General features: G+C 65.1%; 18 protein-coding genes. 3 read left to right on the top strand and 15 right to left on the bottom strand.

Going from position 1 to position 16558, the window contains the following annotated elements:
* The first annotated feature begins 8 nt into the window (after positions 1-8).
* Positions 9-947: a sterol desaturase family protein gene (locus HPO_RS07335; RefSeq protein ID WP_035596414.1), complete on the top strand. Its 939-nt coding sequence runs from the start codon at positions 9-11 to the stop codon at positions 945-947.
* Here the strand turns inward: HPO_RS07335 and HPO_RS07340 are convergent.
* The 5 genes from HPO_RS07340 to HPO_RS07360 all read right to left on the bottom strand — a co-directional run bounded on the left by HPO_RS07340 (position 944) and on the right by HPO_RS07360 (position 6804).
* Positions 944-2422: a cobyric acid synthase gene (locus HPO_RS07340; RefSeq protein ID WP_035596416.1), complete on the bottom strand. Its 1479-nt coding sequence runs from the start codon at positions 2420-2422 to the stop codon at positions 944-946. The two genes, HPO_RS07335 and HPO_RS07340, sit on opposite strands and share 4 nt — an antisense overlap.
* Before the next feature lie 107 nt (positions 2423-2529).
* A complete protein-coding gene (locus tag HPO_RS07345; RefSeq protein WP_035596418.1) occupies positions 2530-2895 on the bottom strand; it encodes a DUF779 domain-containing protein in 366 nt (121 codons plus the stop codon).
* Positions 2896-2934: 39 nt separating this feature from the next.
* The gene (gene adhP, locus HPO_RS07350; protein ID WP_035596421.1) at positions 2935-3966 is read right to left on the bottom strand and encodes an alcohol dehydrogenase AdhP; all 1032 of its coding nucleotides are present in this window, start codon (positions 3964-3966) and stop codon (positions 2935-2937) included.
* Positions 3967-4058: 92 nt separating this feature from the next.
* On the bottom strand, positions 4059-5582 hold the full coding sequence (adh, locus tag HPO_RS07355) for an aldehyde dehydrogenase (RefSeq protein WP_035596423.1): 1524 nt from the start codon (positions 5580-5582) through the stop codon (positions 4059-4061).
* 187 nt (positions 5583-5769) lie between these two features.
* The gene (locus HPO_RS07360) at positions 5770-6804 is read right to left on the bottom strand and encodes a GAF domain-containing protein (protein WP_206742136.1); all 1035 of its coding nucleotides are present in this window, start codon (positions 6802-6804) and stop codon (positions 5770-5772) included.
* Positions 6805-6897: 93 nt separating this feature from the next.
* On the opposite strand from HPO_RS07360, the gene HPO_RS07365 reads away from it, so the two are divergent.
* Complete coding sequence (locus tag HPO_RS07365; protein WP_051612404.1) at positions 6898-7983, top strand: glutathione S-transferase N-terminal domain-containing protein; 1086 nt, start codon at positions 6898-6900, stop codon at positions 7981-7983.
* 102 nt (positions 7984-8085) lie between these two features.
* Entirely contained in the window at positions 8086-8595 is a 510-nt protein-coding gene (gene cobU, locus HPO_RS07370) for a bifunctional adenosylcobinamide kinase/adenosylcobinamide-phosphate guanylyltransferase (protein ID WP_035596655.1), read from the top strand.
* Here the strand turns inward: cobU and cobD are convergent.
* From cobD to HPO_RS07420, 10 genes are read right to left on the bottom strand one after another with little or no spacing between them, the layout of a single operon-like run.
* Positions 8585-9586 carry a threonine-phosphate decarboxylase CobD gene (cobD, locus tag HPO_RS07375; protein WP_035596425.1) on the bottom strand — a complete coding sequence of 334 codons (1002 nt, stop codon included), beginning with the start codon at positions 9584-9586 and terminating at the stop codon, positions 8585-8587. The two genes, cobU and cobD, sit on opposite strands and share 11 nt — an antisense overlap.
* Positions 9583-10530, bottom strand: coding sequence for an adenosylcobinamide-phosphate synthase CbiB (gene cbiB, locus HPO_RS07380; protein ID WP_035596427.1), 948 nt, complete (start codon positions 10528-10530; stop codon positions 9583-9585). The genes cobD and cbiB overlap by 4 nt, the downstream gene beginning before the upstream one ends.
* The gene (cobC, locus tag HPO_RS07385) at positions 10527-11063 is read right to left on the bottom strand and encodes an alpha-ribazole phosphatase family protein (protein WP_051612405.1); all 537 of its coding nucleotides are present in this window, start codon (positions 11061-11063) and stop codon (positions 10527-10529) included. The genes cbiB and cobC overlap by 4 nt, the downstream gene beginning before the upstream one ends.
* Positions 11054-11830 (bottom strand): adenosylcobinamide-GDP ribazoletransferase, encoded by a 777-nt coding sequence (gene cobS / locus HPO_RS07390; protein WP_051612406.1) that lies wholly within the window; start codon positions 11828-11830, stop codon positions 11054-11056. The genes cobC and cobS overlap by 10 nt, the downstream gene beginning before the upstream one ends.
* On the bottom strand, positions 11827-12831 hold the full coding sequence (gene cobT / locus HPO_RS07395) for a nicotinate-nucleotide--dimethylbenzimidazole phosphoribosyltransferase (protein ID WP_035596428.1): 1005 nt from the start codon (positions 12829-12831) through the stop codon (positions 11827-11829). The genes cobS and cobT overlap by 4 nt, the downstream gene beginning before the upstream one ends.
* 4 nt (positions 12832-12835) lie before the next feature.
* A complete protein-coding gene (locus HPO_RS07400; protein WP_035596429.1) occupies positions 12836-13234 on the bottom strand; it encodes a DUF1636 family protein in 399 nt (132 codons plus the stop codon).
* Positions 13228-14037: an ABC transporter ATP-binding protein gene (locus HPO_RS07405; RefSeq protein ID WP_035596431.1), complete on the bottom strand. Its 810-nt coding sequence runs from the start codon at positions 14035-14037 to the stop codon at positions 13228-13230. Before HPO_RS07405 ends, HPO_RS07400 begins: the two co-directional genes overlap by 7 nt.
* Positions 14034-15080 carry a FecCD family ABC transporter permease gene (locus HPO_RS07410; protein WP_084324215.1) on the bottom strand — a complete coding sequence of 349 codons (1047 nt, stop codon included), beginning with the start codon at positions 15078-15080 and terminating at the stop codon, positions 14034-14036. Before HPO_RS07410 ends, HPO_RS07405 begins: the two co-directional genes overlap by 4 nt.
* A complete protein-coding gene (locus HPO_RS07415; RefSeq protein WP_035596434.1) occupies positions 15073-15936 on the bottom strand; it encodes an ABC transporter substrate-binding protein in 864 nt (287 codons plus the stop codon). Before HPO_RS07415 ends, HPO_RS07410 begins: the two co-directional genes overlap by 8 nt.
* Positions 15929-16519: a DUF7676 family protein gene (locus tag HPO_RS07420; protein ID WP_035596437.1), complete on the bottom strand. Its 591-nt coding sequence runs from the start codon at positions 16517-16519 to the stop codon at positions 15929-15931. Before HPO_RS07420 ends, HPO_RS07415 begins: the two co-directional genes overlap by 8 nt.
* Between the last annotated feature and the right edge of the window lie 39 nt (positions 16520-16558).

Below are 16558 nucleotides of genomic sequence, written 5' to 3' on the forward strand. Positions count from 1 at the left end.
CATCGCCCATGGATTTCACGCCCTTTCCGGATGTGACCGCCCTGGCCGCCCCGGTCTTCGTGGCCTCGGTGGCGTGGGAATGGTGGGCGGTGAAAACCGGCCGCGCCAAGGGCCGCTACGAAACGAAGGACGCCCTCGCCTCCATGGCCATGGGTCTGGGCAATGTCGTGGTCAACACCGCTACAGCCACCATCGCCCTCTGGATGATGATGCTGGCCTGGCCCTTCCGTATCATGACCATCCCAATGACCTGGTGGAGCTTTGCCCTCTGCTTTGTGGCGTATGATTTCATCTATTACTGGAAACACCGCTTCGCCCACCGCATGCGCTGGTTCTGGATGGAGCATGTCACCCACCATTCCTCCCGGCACTACAACCTCACCACCGCTCTGCGCCAGCCCTGGTTCGGCCCGTTCACGGGGCTCATCCTGGTCGGCCTGCCGCTCGTCTGGCTGGGCTTCCACCCCTACGTTCTCGCCCTCGCAGGCGGCCTCAACCTGATCTACCAGTTCTGGATTCACACCGAGGCGGTGGACAAGATGCCCCGCTGGTTCGAGGCGGTGATGAACACCCCCTCCCACCACCGCGTCCACCACGCCACCAACCCGCGTTATCTGGATACGAACTATGCCGGCGTCTTCATCATCTGGGACAAGATGTTCGGAACCTTCGTGCCCGAGCGTGAAGATGACAAGCCGAGCTATGGCATCGTCAAACAGCTCACCACGCACAATCCCATCACCATCGCCTTCCACGAATTCGGCGGCTTCCTGACCGATTGCGCCCGCGATGGCCTGCGCCCGTGGCGCTGGCTGGGCCGCGCGGTCAATGCGCCGGGCTGGAGCCCGGATGGCCACCATAATCGCTCCGCCGAACTCAAACAGGCCTACGTCGCCGCCCATCCGGGCCAGGCCGGCCAGCCCGGCTTGCCGCCCGCGCGGGACTAACCCCGCCAGCCCGGCGGCTCGGCCAGCGCAAGGAAACGCGCCACATCCATATGCGCCTCCAGCCCATCGGCCAGCGCGTCCAGCGCCGCCTCCACCGATGCCCCATAGGCCGCCTCGGATGACGCCCCCGCCCGCACCCCTTCCAGCCAGGCCGACCGGAAGCGATCCTCGGCAAAGAGGCCATGCACATAAGTGCCCTCAATGCGCCCGTCCGGGCTGACCGCGCCTTCAGGACCATCCGGCAACTGAAGGAAAGGCCGCGCCCCATCCGGCCCGCGCGTCAGCCCCGCATGGATCTCATAGCCGCTGACGGCAAGCCCCGTGCGCGCGCACTGGCCCGTGACGGGACGGACGGTCTTTTCCCCCTGCATGGTCGTGTCGGTCTGCAGCAGGCCCAGCCCCGGCATCTCTCCGGCCGGGCCATCAGCGCCTTCCGGATCGCACAGCCACTGGCCCAGCATCTGATATCCCCCGCAAATACCCAGCACCCGCCCGCCCGTGCGCGCATGGGCCAGGATGTCATGATCCCATCCCTGCGCCCGCAGGAAAGCCATGTCCGCCAGCGTGGATTTGGTGCCAAAGAGGATGATCACATCCGTGTCGCGCGGGATCGCCTGCCCCGGCGGCACAAACAGGAAGTCCACATTCGGCTCATTCCGCAGCGGGTCGGCATCATCAAAGTTTGCAATCCGCGACAGCATCGGCGCCGCAATCCGGATCTTGCCGCCCCCCCTTGATTTCATCTGCCCCAGGACGACTGCATCCTCCGCCGGCAGGCGCGCCGCTGCGCTCAGCCAGGGCACAATGCCCAGGCCCGCCCATCCGGTCATGCGCTCGATATCCGCCATGGCCGGCGTGAACAGGGAAGGATCGCCGCGAAACTTGTTGATGAGGAACGCCCGGATCATGGCGGCGTCCTCTGCCTCGATCACCGTCTTCGTTCCCACAATCGCCGCGATCACCCCGCCCCGGTCAATGTCGCCGGCCAGCACCACGGGCACCCCCGCCGCGCGGGCAAAGCCCATATTGGCAATGTCGCCGCCGCGCAGATTGATCTCCGCCGGGCTGCCCGCCCCTTCCACGATCACAAGATCAAAGCGCGACGTCAGCCGCCCGAAACTCTCCAGCACCGCGCTGCGCAGGCCCTCGCGCCGGGCCATATAGTCGGCCGCCGCCAGCGTGGCCGAAGGGCGCCCATGCACGATTACCTGCGATGTGCGGTCAGACTGGGGCTTGAGCAGAACAGGGTTAAAGTCCGTCTCCGGATCAAGTCCGCAGGCCCGCGCCTGCAGCGCCTGCGCGCGGCCAATCTCCCCGCCATCGGCGGTTGCGGCCGCATTGTTGGACATGTTCTGCGGCTTGAACGGCGCTACGGTGAGGCCCTGGCGCCGCGCAATGCGGCACAGCCCGGCCACCAGCAGCGACTTGCCAACATCAGAGCCAGTGCCCTGGATCATGATTGCGCGCGGGCCCATCACTCCCTGCCTCCAGGCTGACGCCCGCAGGGGCGCCCTCTCCGCGACGTGTAGGAACGCGCAGGCCACCTGTCCAGAAATTTCCCGGCTGGCCTCCCGCCTCTGCCTCAAGCGTCCAGCGCCGCCAGTTCCTCGGGCGTGAAAACGCGCGAGCGCGTCAAAAACCGGCGCTCGCGGCCATTATCCAGCGAGAACATCCCGCCCCGGCCCGGCACAGCGTCAATGATCAGCTGGGTATGTTTCCACAGCTCGAACTGGCTGCCGGAAATATACACCGGCATATCCCCGATCTCGCCCAGCTTCACATCATTCTCGCCCAGCTTGAAGTCGTCCTGCGGATAACACATCGGCGAAGACCCATCACAGCACCCGCCGGACTGGTGAAACAGCACAGGCCCATGATCGCCCACGATCTCCGCCAGCAGATCCAGCGCGGCGGGCGTGGCGGTGACGCGGGAAATATCGCTGGGCATGGGGCTGTCTCCTTCTGGGCGGCGGAAAGGCAGAAGGCCTCAATCGACAGACATGACGATCCGGCCTTCGATCTGTCCCTTGTGCATCCGCTGGAAAATATCGTTGATGTTTTCCATGGGCTCCAAGGCCACCGTCGCCTTCACCTTGCCCTCTGCGGCAAAGTCGATCGCCTCCTGCAAGTCCAGCCGTGTACCCACAATCGAGCCGCGCACGGTGGTGCCGTTCAGCACCATGTCGAAAATCGGCAGCGGGAAATCGCCGGGCGGAAGACCGTTGAGCGCCACCGTCCCGCCGCGTGCCGTCATGCCGAGGGCCTGCTCGAAGGCCTTGGGCGAAACCGCCGTCACCAGCACGCCCTGCGCCCCGCCATCTGTACCCTTCTTTATCTCCGCCGCCGGATCGCGGGAGGTTTTCGCATTGACGGTCAGGCTGGCGCCCAGGCGGCGCGCCAGCGCCAGCTTGGCATCGTCCACGTCGACGGCGGCAACATTCAGCCCCATCGCCCTGGCATATTGAACCGCCAGATGGCCAAGGCCGCCAATGCCCGAAATCACAACCCAGTCGCCAGGCCGCGTGTCGGTCATCTTCAGCCCTTTATACACGGTCACGCCGGCGCAGAGGATCGGAGCCATCTCGTCAAAGGCAATGTTATCCGGCAGATGTCCCACATAATTGGGGTCTGCCACCACATATTGCGCAAACCCGCCGTTCACGGAATATCCTGTGTTCTGCTGGTCATGGCAGAGTGTCTCCCACCCGCCGAGGCAGTGCCGGCAATGGCCACAAGCCGTGTAGAGCCACGGCACGCCCACGCGGTCGCCCTCCTTCACATGCTTGACGCCTGCGCCCACCGCAGAGACGAAGCCAACGCCCTCATGCCCCGGAATGAAGGGCGGATTGGGCTTTACCGGCCAGTCCCCCTCGGCGGCGTGCAGGTCTGTATGGCAAACGCCGGAGGCGGCAATCTTCACCTGGATCATGCCAGGGCCGGGCTCGGGAACGGGCACCTCTTCAATAACCAGCGGCTTGCCAAACTCGCGGACAACCGCAGCTTTCATTGTCTTGGCCATTGGGTATTCCTTTCACGGATATTGCGGCGGGGATGGGAAGGCTCGATCATCCGGGCCTTCCCATGCGCCTTCAATACGCAGTTCTACGAGGCTCAGAAGAAGCCGAGCTTTTTCGGCGAATAGCTGACCAGCATGTTCTTGGTCTGCTGATAGTGGTCGAGCATCTTGGAATGGTTTTCCCGCCCGATGCCGGACTGTTTGTATCCGCCAAAGGCCGCATGCGCCGGATAGGCATGATAGCAATTGGTCCAGACGCGGCCCGCCTGAATGCCCCGCCCGAAACGGTAGCAGGTGTTGGCCTCCCGGCTCCACACGCCCGCGCCGAGGCCATAGAGCGTGTCATTGGCAATCGCGAGGGCCTCTTCATCGGTCTTGAAAGTGGTCACCGAAACCACCGGCCCGAAGATTTCCTCCTGGAACACCCGCATCCGGTTATGCCCCTTCAGCACCGTAGGCTGAATATAATGCCCGCCCGTCAGATCGCCGCCCAGATCGGCGGCCTGGCCACCGATCAGCACTTCTGCGCCTTCCTGGCGGCCAATGTCGAAATAGGAGAGGATTTTCTCCTTCTGCTCGGAACTGGCCTGCGCGCCGATCATCGTTTCGGGGTTGCGCGGGTCTCCCTGCGTGATGGCGGCCACGCGCTTCAGGGCACGCTCCATGAAACGGTCATAAATCGACTCATGGATCAGCGCGCGCGACGGGCAGGTGCACACTTCACCCTGGTTCAGGGCGAACATGGTGAAGCCTTCCAGCGCCTTGTCGAGATAGTCGTCATCCTCCCGCATCACATCAGCGAAGAAGATATTGGGAGACTTTCCGCCCAGCTCCAGCGTTACCGGGATCAGGTTTTCGGACGCATACTGCATGATCAGGCGGCCCGTCGTCGTCTCGCCGGTGAAGGCGATCTTGGCGATGCGGTTGCTGGAGGCGAGGGGTTTCCCCGCCTCCAGGCCAAAGCCGTTCACGATGTTGAGCACACCGGGTGGGAGGAGATCCGCGATGAGTTCGGCAAACACCATGATTGAGGCCGGCGTCTGCTCGGCCGGCTTCAGCACGACACAGTTGCCCGCCGCCAGTGCCGGCGCGAGCTTCCATACCGCCATGAGCAGGGGGAAGTTCCAGGGAATGATCTGGCCGACAACGCCCAGCGGCTCATGAAAATGGTAGGCCACCGTGTCATGGTCGATTTCGGAAATCCCGCCTTCCTGCGCACGGATACACCCGGCGAAATAGCGGAAGTGATCGACCGCCAACGGAAGGTCTGCCGCCATCGTTTCGCGGATGGGCTTGCCGTTGTCCCATGTCTCACACAGGGCCAGGAGTTCGAGATGGGCCTCCATCTTGTCAGCGATCCGGTTGAGGATCAGCGCGCGCTCGGTAGTCGAGGTCTGCCCCCAGCGCTGCTTGGCGTCATGCGCGGCATCCAGCGCCAGATTGATGTCGTCGGCTGTGGAGCGGGCAATCTCGCAGATAACCTGCCCGGTAACCGGTGAGGTGTTCTGAAAATACCTGCCTCCCACCGGCGGCACGAAGCGGCCATTGATGAAATTGTCGTAACGGGCCTTGAAGGGAGAGACGGTGAATTGAGCGGGCGCGTGAGCAGTGTCAGCCATGGGTTCCTCCGTGAGCTTGTGACATGTCAACTGGTGACTGGCCCTCGTCGCTGGGTGCGAGAGCATGGAGGCAGGATCAGGCCGCAGCCTGTCCGTGTCATGCCCCGCTCTGTCCGGAAATGTCCGCAATTGTCTCGAAACTGAGACAGTCTGACCGGGAAAAGTGCGGAAAAATACCCCGGAAGGCTCAGCTTTCCGGCAGGAGGCCCAGCTTTTCCATCCGCCGGTAAAGCGTCGCCCGGCTGATGCCGAGCAGGCGCGCAGCGGCGCTGACATTGCCATTTGCCCGCGCGAGAGCCCGGCGCAATTCCCGCCGCTCGGCGCTTTCCAGCCCCATGCCCCGCCGCTCCTGGTCGCCCAGAATATCCATCGCCGGACGGGGAGAGATCAGCGCCGCATCGTCCAGCCAATAATGCAGCCGGGCGCTCCGGGTTGCGCCGATGACCAGATCATCGCCGTTAACCGCAAGCAATACAGGGCCTTGCTGGCCTTCTGCCGTGCCCTGAACAATCCGGGCCTGGTTGAAGGAGCGGCAGAAATTCTCCGCCTCGATCCGCATGGCCGCCTGCTCCACCGTCTGGGCAATCAGCGCCACAAAGGCCGCGTCCAGATCCCCCCGGCAGGAGGAGACATCCAGCACCGCCGCCAGCTTGCCCGTCTCCCCGAAGACCGGCGCGCCCAGACAGATCATCGAGGTATTGCGGGTATGGTAGTGCTGATCCCGCAGCACATGCACTGGCCGGCCTTCGGCAATGGCCGTGCCGATTCCGTTGGTGCCCTGACGCTTTTCCGACCAGTCCGCCCCCCTTGCCAGGCCGGCCGTCTCGAAATCCTGCTGGTCTCCCGCGCGCAGCCGCTGATCCAGCACGATCCCATCGGCGTCACACAGGATCACGCTGCACCCGGCCAGTCCCAGGCTGGCATGCAGCTGATCCATCACAGCTTGAGACACATGAAACAGCCGGCCAATCGCCTCGCGATGAAGGCCGACCTCCGACTGGCTGAGACGGCCCGTCCGGCCGGGCGCATCCGGCTCCAGCCCGTATTTGTGAAAGGAGCGGACCCAGGACGCCGCCACCGGTGAGCGCGCAGCGGCGGAGCGTGAGGCTACGATCTCTGCAACCTTCTCCGCATGATTGGCCGAATGCGATGAACGACGGTCATCCATGCTGGCAATAGATACACCGGAAATGCCGGTCAGGGCTATCGGAATATCCGGCAATGAAGCCGGCTTCCCATTTGCGGATTTTATGGCATTTAGTGTGCCACAATATTTGAGCGACGATATTTCAGCGAAAACCGGCACGAGGACCAGATGAGCACCCAAGCCTATAGCCTCCACGGCCTGAAGCTCTCCTACTTTACGGGAAAGCTGGAAACCTATCTGCGGGCCAAGGGCATTGCGTTCGAGTATGTGGAAATGGACAGCGCGGATTTTCGCGCCTGCGCAGCCCGGACCGGCGTTGCCCAGATGCCCCAGCTTGGCTGCCCGGATGGAGCCTGGCTGACGGATACAACCCCGATTATCGCCCATTTTGAAGCAGGCACCGCCGGGCCATCCTTCCGTCCACGGACACCGCTGGCGCGCTTTGCCAGCCTGCTTCTGGAAGATGCGTTTGATGAATGGCTGTGGCGCCCCGCCCTCTATTACCGGTGGGCCTTCGCGGAAGATGCCAGGCTCATGAGCTCCCAGATTGCGCGGACATTGCTGCGGGATGTACCCGGACCGCATGGGCTGCGCACATGGTTCATCCTCAATCGTCAGCGCCGCACCTATCTGAAGCAGGATGGCGTGACGCGGGAAACTGCGCCTCTGATCGAGGAACAGTTTCACTGGCTGCTCGGCGTGCTGGAAACGATCTTCTCGAAACGGAGCTATCTGATGGGTGAGCGGCCGGTTGAAGCGGATTTCGGATTGATGGGGCCGTTTTTCCGGCACTTTTCCTATGATCCCACACCCGCCGCCCTTCTCCGCGAGAAAGCGCCTCACACGCTTGCCTGGGTCAGCCGCATGTGGGCGACCGGTCCGGAGGCCCATGCAGCCGCGCCCCTGCCCGGCGATGTTCCCAACGACCTGGGGCCGCTACTGCAGCGCATTGGCGCCGACTATCTTCCTTATCTGGCCCTCAACGCGGCCGCCGTTGAAAACCGGCAGCGATTTGTGAGCTATGAAGAAAGGGGCGCTCACTGGAAGCTGCCTGCTTCCCCCTACAGACGGGCCTGCCTCGGAGAATTGCAGGGGGCGTTTGCCGGCTTGACGGCAGAAGAGCGCGCCGCAGCGCTTGCCTGGCTGGGAGAGGGGGGCGCCTGCCTGGCCGGGACACCTGCCGGCAGCGTGACCGCCATTCCCCCAGGCCCCGGCAAACCGCTGGACCGGTTGTGGCAGAGCGTTCTTCGCTAGCCGCTGAAAAGAGGCTGCGCCGGAGGGCATGCCCGGTTGCGGGCGGGATGATCGGTGCCTAGAGAAACAAGTGCATACAAAACAGATTATTGGGCGATGGATATGAAGAGTACGCTGGTTCTGGGCGGGGCCCGCTCAGGGAAAAGCCGGCGGGCACAGGCGCTGGTCGAGGCCGCAGCGGCGCAGCGGATTTACCTGGCGACCGCGCAGGCGTTTGATGAGGAAATGCGCGAGCGGATCGCGCGCCATCAGGGCGAGCGCGATGACAGCTGGCAGACGGTGGATACGCCGCTGGAACTGGTCAGTACCCTGCAGGATCTGAAGGACAGCCAGCGCGCGGTGCTGGTGGATTGCCTGACGCTGTGGCTGTCCAATCTGATGCTGGGCGGGCGGGATGTGGCGGCCGAAACAGCCGGGCTGTGCGCCGCCATCGGGGAGATGAAGACGCCCGTATGCCTTGTTTCCAATGAAGTTGGCATGGGGCTTGTGCCCGAAACGCCGCTGGGGCGCGCCTTCCGCGATGAGCAGGGCTGGCTGAACCAGAGAGTGGCGGAAGTGGTGGACAGGGTGGAGTTTGTTGCCGCGGGTTTGCCCCTGGTGCTCAAAGGCTAACGGCGAGGGCAGCGGAGAGGCGCTGCCTACCCGCATCGTCTGCAGGCAGACCAATGCGCAGATGGTGCCGGCTCCAGGAGAAGCGGCGCATATAGATGCCCTGCTCTGCCAGCGCCTGCCACAGGGCATGGGCATCGGGCACCTGCACATAGCGGAATAGCGATGTACCGCCGAGGGTGGTTACGCCGGCGCCGCTCAAAGCCTCATCAAGGGCCAGTCTGGACGTTTCGAGGCGGTGCCGGGCCTCGGCAATCCAGTCTGTGTCTGCCACTGCCTGTGTTCCCACATGCAGCGCCGGACCGGAGACCGGCCAGACGCCGAAGCGTTTCTGCGCCTCCCGCAGCAGCGCCTGCGGAGCGATCAGGGCGCCGAGGCGAAGACCAGCCAGGCCGAAGAACTTGCCGAAAGAGCGCAGGACAATCAGCCCCGCTGCCCCGCCCCGCGCGGCGAGGGAGAGGCTGGGGGCAATATCCGCATACGCCTCATCCACGATCAGCCAGCCCTGGCGGGCAGCCTGGCGCGCGCGGCAGTCTTCAAGGATTTCCGGCGGCCAGATCCGGCCATCGGGATTGTTGGGATTGCAGACGACGATGACATCCACCTTGCCGGCGAGCTCTGCCGGGTCTGCCATCTCCACCACGTTAGCCCCCGCAGTCTGCCAGCAGGAAAGGTGATCGCCATAGGTCGGCCGGGCGAGTGCAACTGTCTGAACTTCAAGGAGTGATGGCAGAAGCCGGATGAGGATTTCCGTGCCCGGAACCAGCATCAAACTGGCCACCGGCGCCCCGTAATACTGCGCTATCGCCTGACGGCAGGCGTCGTTTTCGCTGGTGGTGGGCAGGTGGGCGAAGCTGTGCGGCAGGAGGGGCGGCGCGGGGTATGGATGGGGGTTGATGCCAGTCGAGAGGTCCAGCCAGGGCTGAGGCGCCAGAGGATAAAGGGCTTTCACGCGGTCGAGCGCGCCGCCATGGATGAGGTCAGGCCCGTTCATGCGAGGCACCAGAGGATACCGATCCCCGCCAGAAGGAGGCCCGCAAGGGACACCGCATGGACAAATCCGGACAAGGCCGGACGGATCTGATCAGGCCGGGGATCAGGCGCGGACGCATTCAGCCAAGGCTCGTCACTCACCTGCGTTCCATAGACGCGCGGGCCGGAAAGACGCACGCCGAGCGCGCCGGCCAGCGCCGCTTCGGGCCAGCCGGCATTGGGCGAGCGGTGGCGGGGCGCGTCGCGCAGCATGACCGAGAGAGCGCCGCGCCGCCATGCCGGCGCCGCGATGAGCAGGCCTGTGAGGCGGGCGGGGATGAAATTGGCGGCGTCATCCAGCCGGGCGGCAAAGCCGCCGAAGGCTGTGTAACGGCCGGTGCGGTGGCCGATCATGGAGTCCAGCGTGTTGACGGCCTTGTAGACCGCGATGCCCGGCAGGCCGAAGATCGCCCCCCAGAACAGCGGCGCGATGACGCCATCGGACGCATTCTCCGCAAGGCTTTCGAGGGCAGCGCGCGTGATGGCGGGGGCGTCGAGCCGGGCAGGATCGCGCCCGACGATCAGCGACACCTTCTCTCGCGCGAGAGCCAGGTTTCCCGCCTCCAGCGGCGCGGCGATGGCGGCGACATGGGCATACAGGCTGCGCGAGGCGAGGAGGCTGGAGGCGATCAACATTTCGAGAGCCGCGCCCCAAAACGTTTCGGGGATGAGCCGGGTGAGCGCGACGGCGGCGCTGCCAGTGGCGGCGAGGGTGAGGAGGCTGGTGAGGGCGCCGAGGGCGTAGCGGGCACGGTGGCTGAAGGCGGGGCGGTTGAGGCGACGCTCCAGCGCGGCTATGAGCGCGCCGATCCACACGACAGGATGGCGGATGCGCCGGTAAAGCCAGTCCGGCCAGCCGAACGCCGCCTCCAGGGCGAGGGCGCCGGCCATCAGCAGCGCGGTCATTCCTCCCTCGCCTCCAGCCCGTCGAGCCATGTGGCGGAGGCATAAGCGATGCTGGCCTGCCAGGCGCCCGCCTGCCCTGCTGCGGCCAGCGCGGCGCGCACCACGCCGGCATGGGTGATGATGAGGATGTTTCCGGGCCAGCGGCGGACGCAGGTGAGGGCGCGGCCGACACGGTCTGCGAGGTCTGCCACGTTCTCCCCGCCATGAGGGCGGCCTTCGAAGAAATGCTCTGCCCACGCATTGATTTCGCCTTCGGAAATTTCCGACCAGAGGCGGCCTTCCCAGCGGCCAAAATCCATTTCCTGGAAGCGATGATCGACAAGCGGCACAAGACCCCGCCGCGCGCCCAGCCAGTCGGCGAGCCGGCGGCAGCGGGTGGCCGGGCTGGTGATGAGGTGGTCAAAGGGCGGCAAACCGGCAGCGAGCGCGCGCGCCTCTTCCTCGAAACTCGCGGCGAGCGGCACATCGAGGCGGCCATAGCAGAGTCCGTCTGTGCCTTCCGGGCGGGTGTGGCGGACGAGGATCAGAGCCATGCGAGAAGCCCCAGATAGAAGCCGATTTCGCTGGCCTGCTGAACCGCGCCGAGGGCGTCTCCGGTATAGCCGCCGAGCTTTGGCTCGAAGAAGAGGCGCAGGGCCACATGGCCGAGGGCGAGACCGGCGAGGGCGGAGAGGATGGCGCCGGGGGGGCAGTGGGCGGCGCCTATGAGGGCAGCGAGGATGGCGGCGGCGCTGAGCAGCGTGACGGCGAGGCCGCCCCAGCCGAGGCCGGTAGCGACCGGCTTTGCCTTGCCCTCAAAACGGACATAGCGGCTGGCGGCGATGACGAGCACGGCGGAGGCGCGCGATAGTCCGTGGCCGGCGATAAGCGCCGCAAGGGCGAAAGCGAGCGGAAGGGCGGCGAGCGCGGCGGCCTTGAGGCCAAGCGCCAGGACAAGGGCGGCGGCGCCATAGGTGCCGAGGCGGCTGTCTTTCATGATCTCCAGGGCATGCTGGCGCGTGACGCCGCCGCCGACGCCATCAAATGTGTCGGCAAGGCCATCCTCATGGAAGGCACCGGTGAAGAGCAGTGTGGCGGCAGTGGAGAGCAGCGCGGCGAGGAGCGGCGGGAACACCTGCGCAGCGGCCCAATAGGCGAGCGCGGCAACACAGCCGATGAGAAGGCCGATGAGGGGATAGTAACGCGGCGTGGCGGCAAGCCGGGCCTGCGTGAACAGGCGCGCGGCCGGCACCGGCAGGCGCGTGAGGAATTGCAGCGCCAGCAGGAGGATCGCCGCCTCATTCATCAGCCAACGTATCATGCCGGGCCGCTGACCCCTGCGTCTTCAAAGCTCGCCATATCGCGGAGCATGGCAGCTGCAGCGCGCACCAGCGGCCAGGCGAGCAGCGCGCCGGTGCCTTCGCCCAGGCGCATGCCGAGAGAGAGCAAAGGCGCGGCATCCAGCGCGGCGAGGAGATGCTGGTGGCCGGGTTCCGGCGAGATGTGAGCAAAAATCATGGCGCGGCGGGTGGCGGGGTCAAGCCGGGCGGCGGCGAGCGCGGCGGCGGTGGCGATGAAGCCATCCACCAGGATCATCCGCCCTGCCCCGGCTGCGCCGAGCATGGCGCCCGCCATCATGGCGATCTCGAAGCCGCCATACTGGATGAGGGCTTCTTCCGCTGACAGATTATCTGGTGTGCGCGCGGCGGCGCGAGCGAGGATTTCTGTTTTGCGGGCCAGGGCCGCATCATCCAGGCCCGTACCCCGGCCTGTGAGGGCGGAGATGGGGTCGCCAGTGAGCTTGTGGCCGATCAGGGTAGCGGCGGAGGTGTTGGCGATGCCCATTTCGCCGAAAGCGAGGGCGTCGTCATTGCCCTCTTCGGCAAGGGCTTTACCTGCGGCCAGGGCGGCGGAAAGCTGGGCCGGCGTCATTGCCGGGCCATGCAGGCTGCTGGCCGTGCCGGGGGCAATGCGGCGGGAAATGAGGCGGGAGTGGATGATAGGATCGCCCGCGACGCCGGCATCGACAACGCGCAGGCTGACCCCGGATGTGGCGGCGAAGACATTGGCCGCCGCGCCGCCTGCGAGAAAGTTCAGCACCATCTGGCGCGTGACGGCCTGCGGGAATTTCGAGACGCCCTTCCCCGCGATGCCGTGATCTGCGGCAAAGATGATGAGGCCGCAACGCTCCATCCGGGGCCGGAGCGTGTTCTGGAAACGGGCGATATCCGCGGCGAGGCTTTCGATACGGCCAAGGGCGCCGAGCGGCTTGGTCTTGGCATTGATGGCGGCCTGGATGGCGGCGTCTGTCAACAGGGCCATGACTTCAGCCCACCACTTTGCCGGAGGGCGGGGAGCGGGTGATGAAGTGGCCTTTGACGCCTTCCGGCCAGTTCCTGTACGGAACAACGCCGTGCTCGCTGGCGAGGTAATGTTCGAAATAGTCGAGGATGGCGGTTGCCGCCTCCGCTGTCGGCTCGAAACCGCCAAGGACATAAGAGATCTTGCCGTCTGCGCGCAGATGGACCGTGCACCAGCGCGAGCAGGCGAAGAGGCAGGGCATGTCTTCGATGGCAATGGGGCCATCGCGCTTTGCCGCCTCGGCGCGGAGGGCTTCGGCAAGCAGGGCGCCGCCGCGTTTGCCCTCCTCATTCTCCCGCTCGGTCTCGGTGAGGCGGCAGGTGGAGCAGACCACGATGGCAGCATCAGAGGCAGGTTTCAGCATGGGCGAGGCTCCGGCTTTGAGGCGTCCGCATCCAGGCGGCGCCAGGGAAGAATGAAGGGTTCGGCCTCGTGCTGACCCTGAAGGGAGCGGATAGAATAGGCCGCGCGCAGATGCGTGTCCGTCAGCACATCCTGCGGCGCGCCCTGCGCCAGGACGCGGCCTTCCGACATCAGCACGGCGGCGTTGCAGAAGCGGGCCGCAAGGGCGAGATCGTGCAGCACACAGACGACAAGCTTTCCTTCATCAGCCAGGCTGCGGAGGAGCTCCATGACATGGAGCTGATGGTAGGGATCCAGCGCGGCGACAGGCTCATCCACCAGGAGGATATCTGTCTCAACCGCCAAGGCGCGGGCCATCATGACGCGGGCACGCTCGCCCCCGGACAGGGTTTCGGCGACACGGAAGCGGAAGGCGGAAACCTCCGTACGCGCCATGGCGCGGTCTATGGCGGCCTGATCTTGCGGACCGATATCGGAGAAAGGCCCGAGATGCGGCAGGCGGCCGAGCGCCACCAGACGCTCGACCTCCAGCGGCCAGTGCATCGTGTGCCCCTGGGGAAGATAGCTGAGCTTGCGGGCGAGCTCTTTGCGATGGAAGCTGGTGATGGGCGCGCCGCTCAGGCGTACCTCCCCTGCGGCGGGCTTCAGGAGATTGCAGAGCGCGCGCACAAGCGTGGACTTGCCCGCGCCGTTCGGACCGACAAGACCGGTCAGGTAGCCGGACCGGAAGCTGGCAGAGACGCCCGTGAGAATCCGTGTGCGGCCGATATCGACAGAAATGTTCCTGGCTTCCAGAAGGCTCATTCGACGCGCTGCCTTGTTCTGAGGATCAGATAGAAAAAGAAAGGCGCGCCGATCAGCGAGGTGAGCACGCCAAGATGGATCTCGACGCCGACCCGGATGAGGCGGGCGGCGATGTCTGCCGCGAGGACGAGGGCAGCGCCCGCGAGCAGGCTGGGGAGGAGCAGCCGGCTGGCGACATGGCCGACCAGGGGCCGCAGCAGATGGGGCACGACCAGGCCGACAAAGCCGATACCCCCGGAGACGGCGACCGTGCCGCCGATGGCCAGGCTGGTGCCGATGATGGCGAGGGCACGGACGCGCTTCAGATCAACACCCAGGCTGCGCGCGGCATCTTCGCCGAGCGTCAGCGCATCGAGCGCCCGGCTGGTCAGCAGGAGGAGGATTACCCCGGCCAGCACAAAAGGCGCGGCGAGCGCGACATCATGCATCGACCTGTCCTTCACCGAGCCGAGCATCCAGAAGATCATCTCGTTGATGGCCCAGGGATTGGGCGAAAGGTTCATCGCCAGAGAAGTGAGCGAGATGGCGAGGCCGCCGATGGCGACGCCAGCGAGAATGATCGTCAGGGTGCTGGCATTCCGGGCGGAGAGAAAATAGAGCACGGTTGTAGCGGTGGCCGCGCCCGCCATTGCCGCCATTGGCAGCGCATAGACAAAGGTTGCCGAGAGGCCGAAATAGATGGTGATGACGGCGCCGAAGCTGGCGCTGGAAGAGATGCCGAGAATGCCAGGCTCTGCCAGCGGATTTCGCAGAAGGCCCTGCAGCACGGCGCCGGACACGCCAAGCCCGCCCCCGATGGCCAGCGCCAGCAGGAGACGTGGCAGGCGCAACTCCCGCACAATGGTGATGACTTTATCATCCCCAAGGTCGAAAAGGGCCGCCACAACATCCGTAACCGGATAAGTGACATAGCCGATAGTGAGCGAGACGCAGGCAAGGACCCCGATCAGCGCCAGAAGGGCGAGATTGAGGCTGAGCCAGCTGATGCGATGGCTGACGGTATGGGCGGCGCGGCGCGGCGCGGCTGTGGCTGCTTCAGTCATGACCACCTCCGAAATGTTCCCGGCGCTGGGCCGCAAGAGATTCCACAGCATCGATCAGCATGGGACCGGCGCAGGTCCAGTAACGGCCCGGCACCGGCATGACGGGCTTTTCCGCCGACAGCCGCGTGAACAGGGAATGGCTGGAAAAGCGCGCATTGACGCCTTTATAGGCCGTGTCGAAGAAACTGGTGACAAGACCGTCCGGCGGGGTGAGCACGAGCTGTTCCAGCGGGACGCGGCCCCAGCCGGTGTTGCCAAGGTCTGCCTGCAGATTGCGGAAGCCGGCATGGCGCAGGGCCGTGTCAACAAAGGTGCCCGCCCCTGCGCCGCCGCCTTCCGGACGGAAATAGGTGACGGAGGGACCTGCGTCTTCCTCCGCCACCTGATGGTCTATGCGGGCAAGGCGCGCCTGCATGTCGGCGATGAGGGCTTCGCCGCGCGCTGTCTGATCCAGCTTTGCGGCGACATCTCGTACGGATTGGGCAATCTCGTCGAAGGTGATGGTGGTGGTGGCAATGACGACCATCTCGACATCGAACTGGCCCATGATGCGGCGCAGCTCCATCGAGCCATGGCTGTTCAGGATCAGGATTTCAACATTCGCATCAAGAAACTCCTCCGCGCCGCCGCGATTGGAGGGATAGGCGGCGGCTTCTTCCGCGAAGGTGGAGAGTGGGCCCGTCGCCTGCCAGCTGAGCGAGGCGATCTGCTCGGGATCGGCGAGGGCGAGCAGATACTGGTCGGCGCAGATGCTGGCCGAGGCGGCGCGGGGTTTTGGCGTTTCGGCATGGGCGGACGCGGACGGTCCGGCAAGGAACGCCAGCACTGCCAGGCAGAAGGCCGCACGCCTAGCCATGCCGGAAGCCCTTCCCTTGCCGGTCCAGCGGGTCTGGCCCGTACCCGGCATAGTGCTGCATCAGATACTCCCACAGCGCGAGGCGGGAGAAATCATTCTCCTCAGCCAGCTGATCATCGTCGGTGAGGAAGGGATTGGGCAGGAAGACCGCGATTTGCGGCTCGCCCGCCCCATTGAAGAGACGCAGACCCCAACTGACCGGGTGGCCATGCTTGTCGAGGCTGCGATAGAACTCAGCGCGGGCTGTGCGGCGGCGGACCATCAGTTCCGGGCCGCCGCCTTCACCTTTCAGGGCACCATAATTGCTGCCGATGCAGAGATGAAAATGCCCCCGGCCACCCCAATGGACGGTAAGATAACCGTCATTGAGCGTGATGCGTTCCGGCTTGCCGGGGGCTTTCAGTTCATAGGCGGCGCCCTGGATCAGGGGCCCGAAGGTGAGCTTCTCAGAATGATTCTCGAAGAGATCCCGCAGGAGTGTCTCGAGAAAGGACTGATCGACAGGCAAGGCCCAGATATGTTCTGTGCGGCCGTTTGTCTGTATGTCCGCTCTCGGAATTCTGCGGCTGGTTCCGGTGGTCATGTTGCTGGCTCCCCTTGGGGTCTGACAGGGCGTTGCCGC

Origin of the sequence: Hyphomonas polymorpha PS728, from assembly GCF_000685315.1 — a bacterium.
Taxonomy (GTDB): Bacteria; Pseudomonadota; Alphaproteobacteria; order Caulobacterales; family Hyphomonadaceae; genus Hyphomonas; species Hyphomonas polymorpha.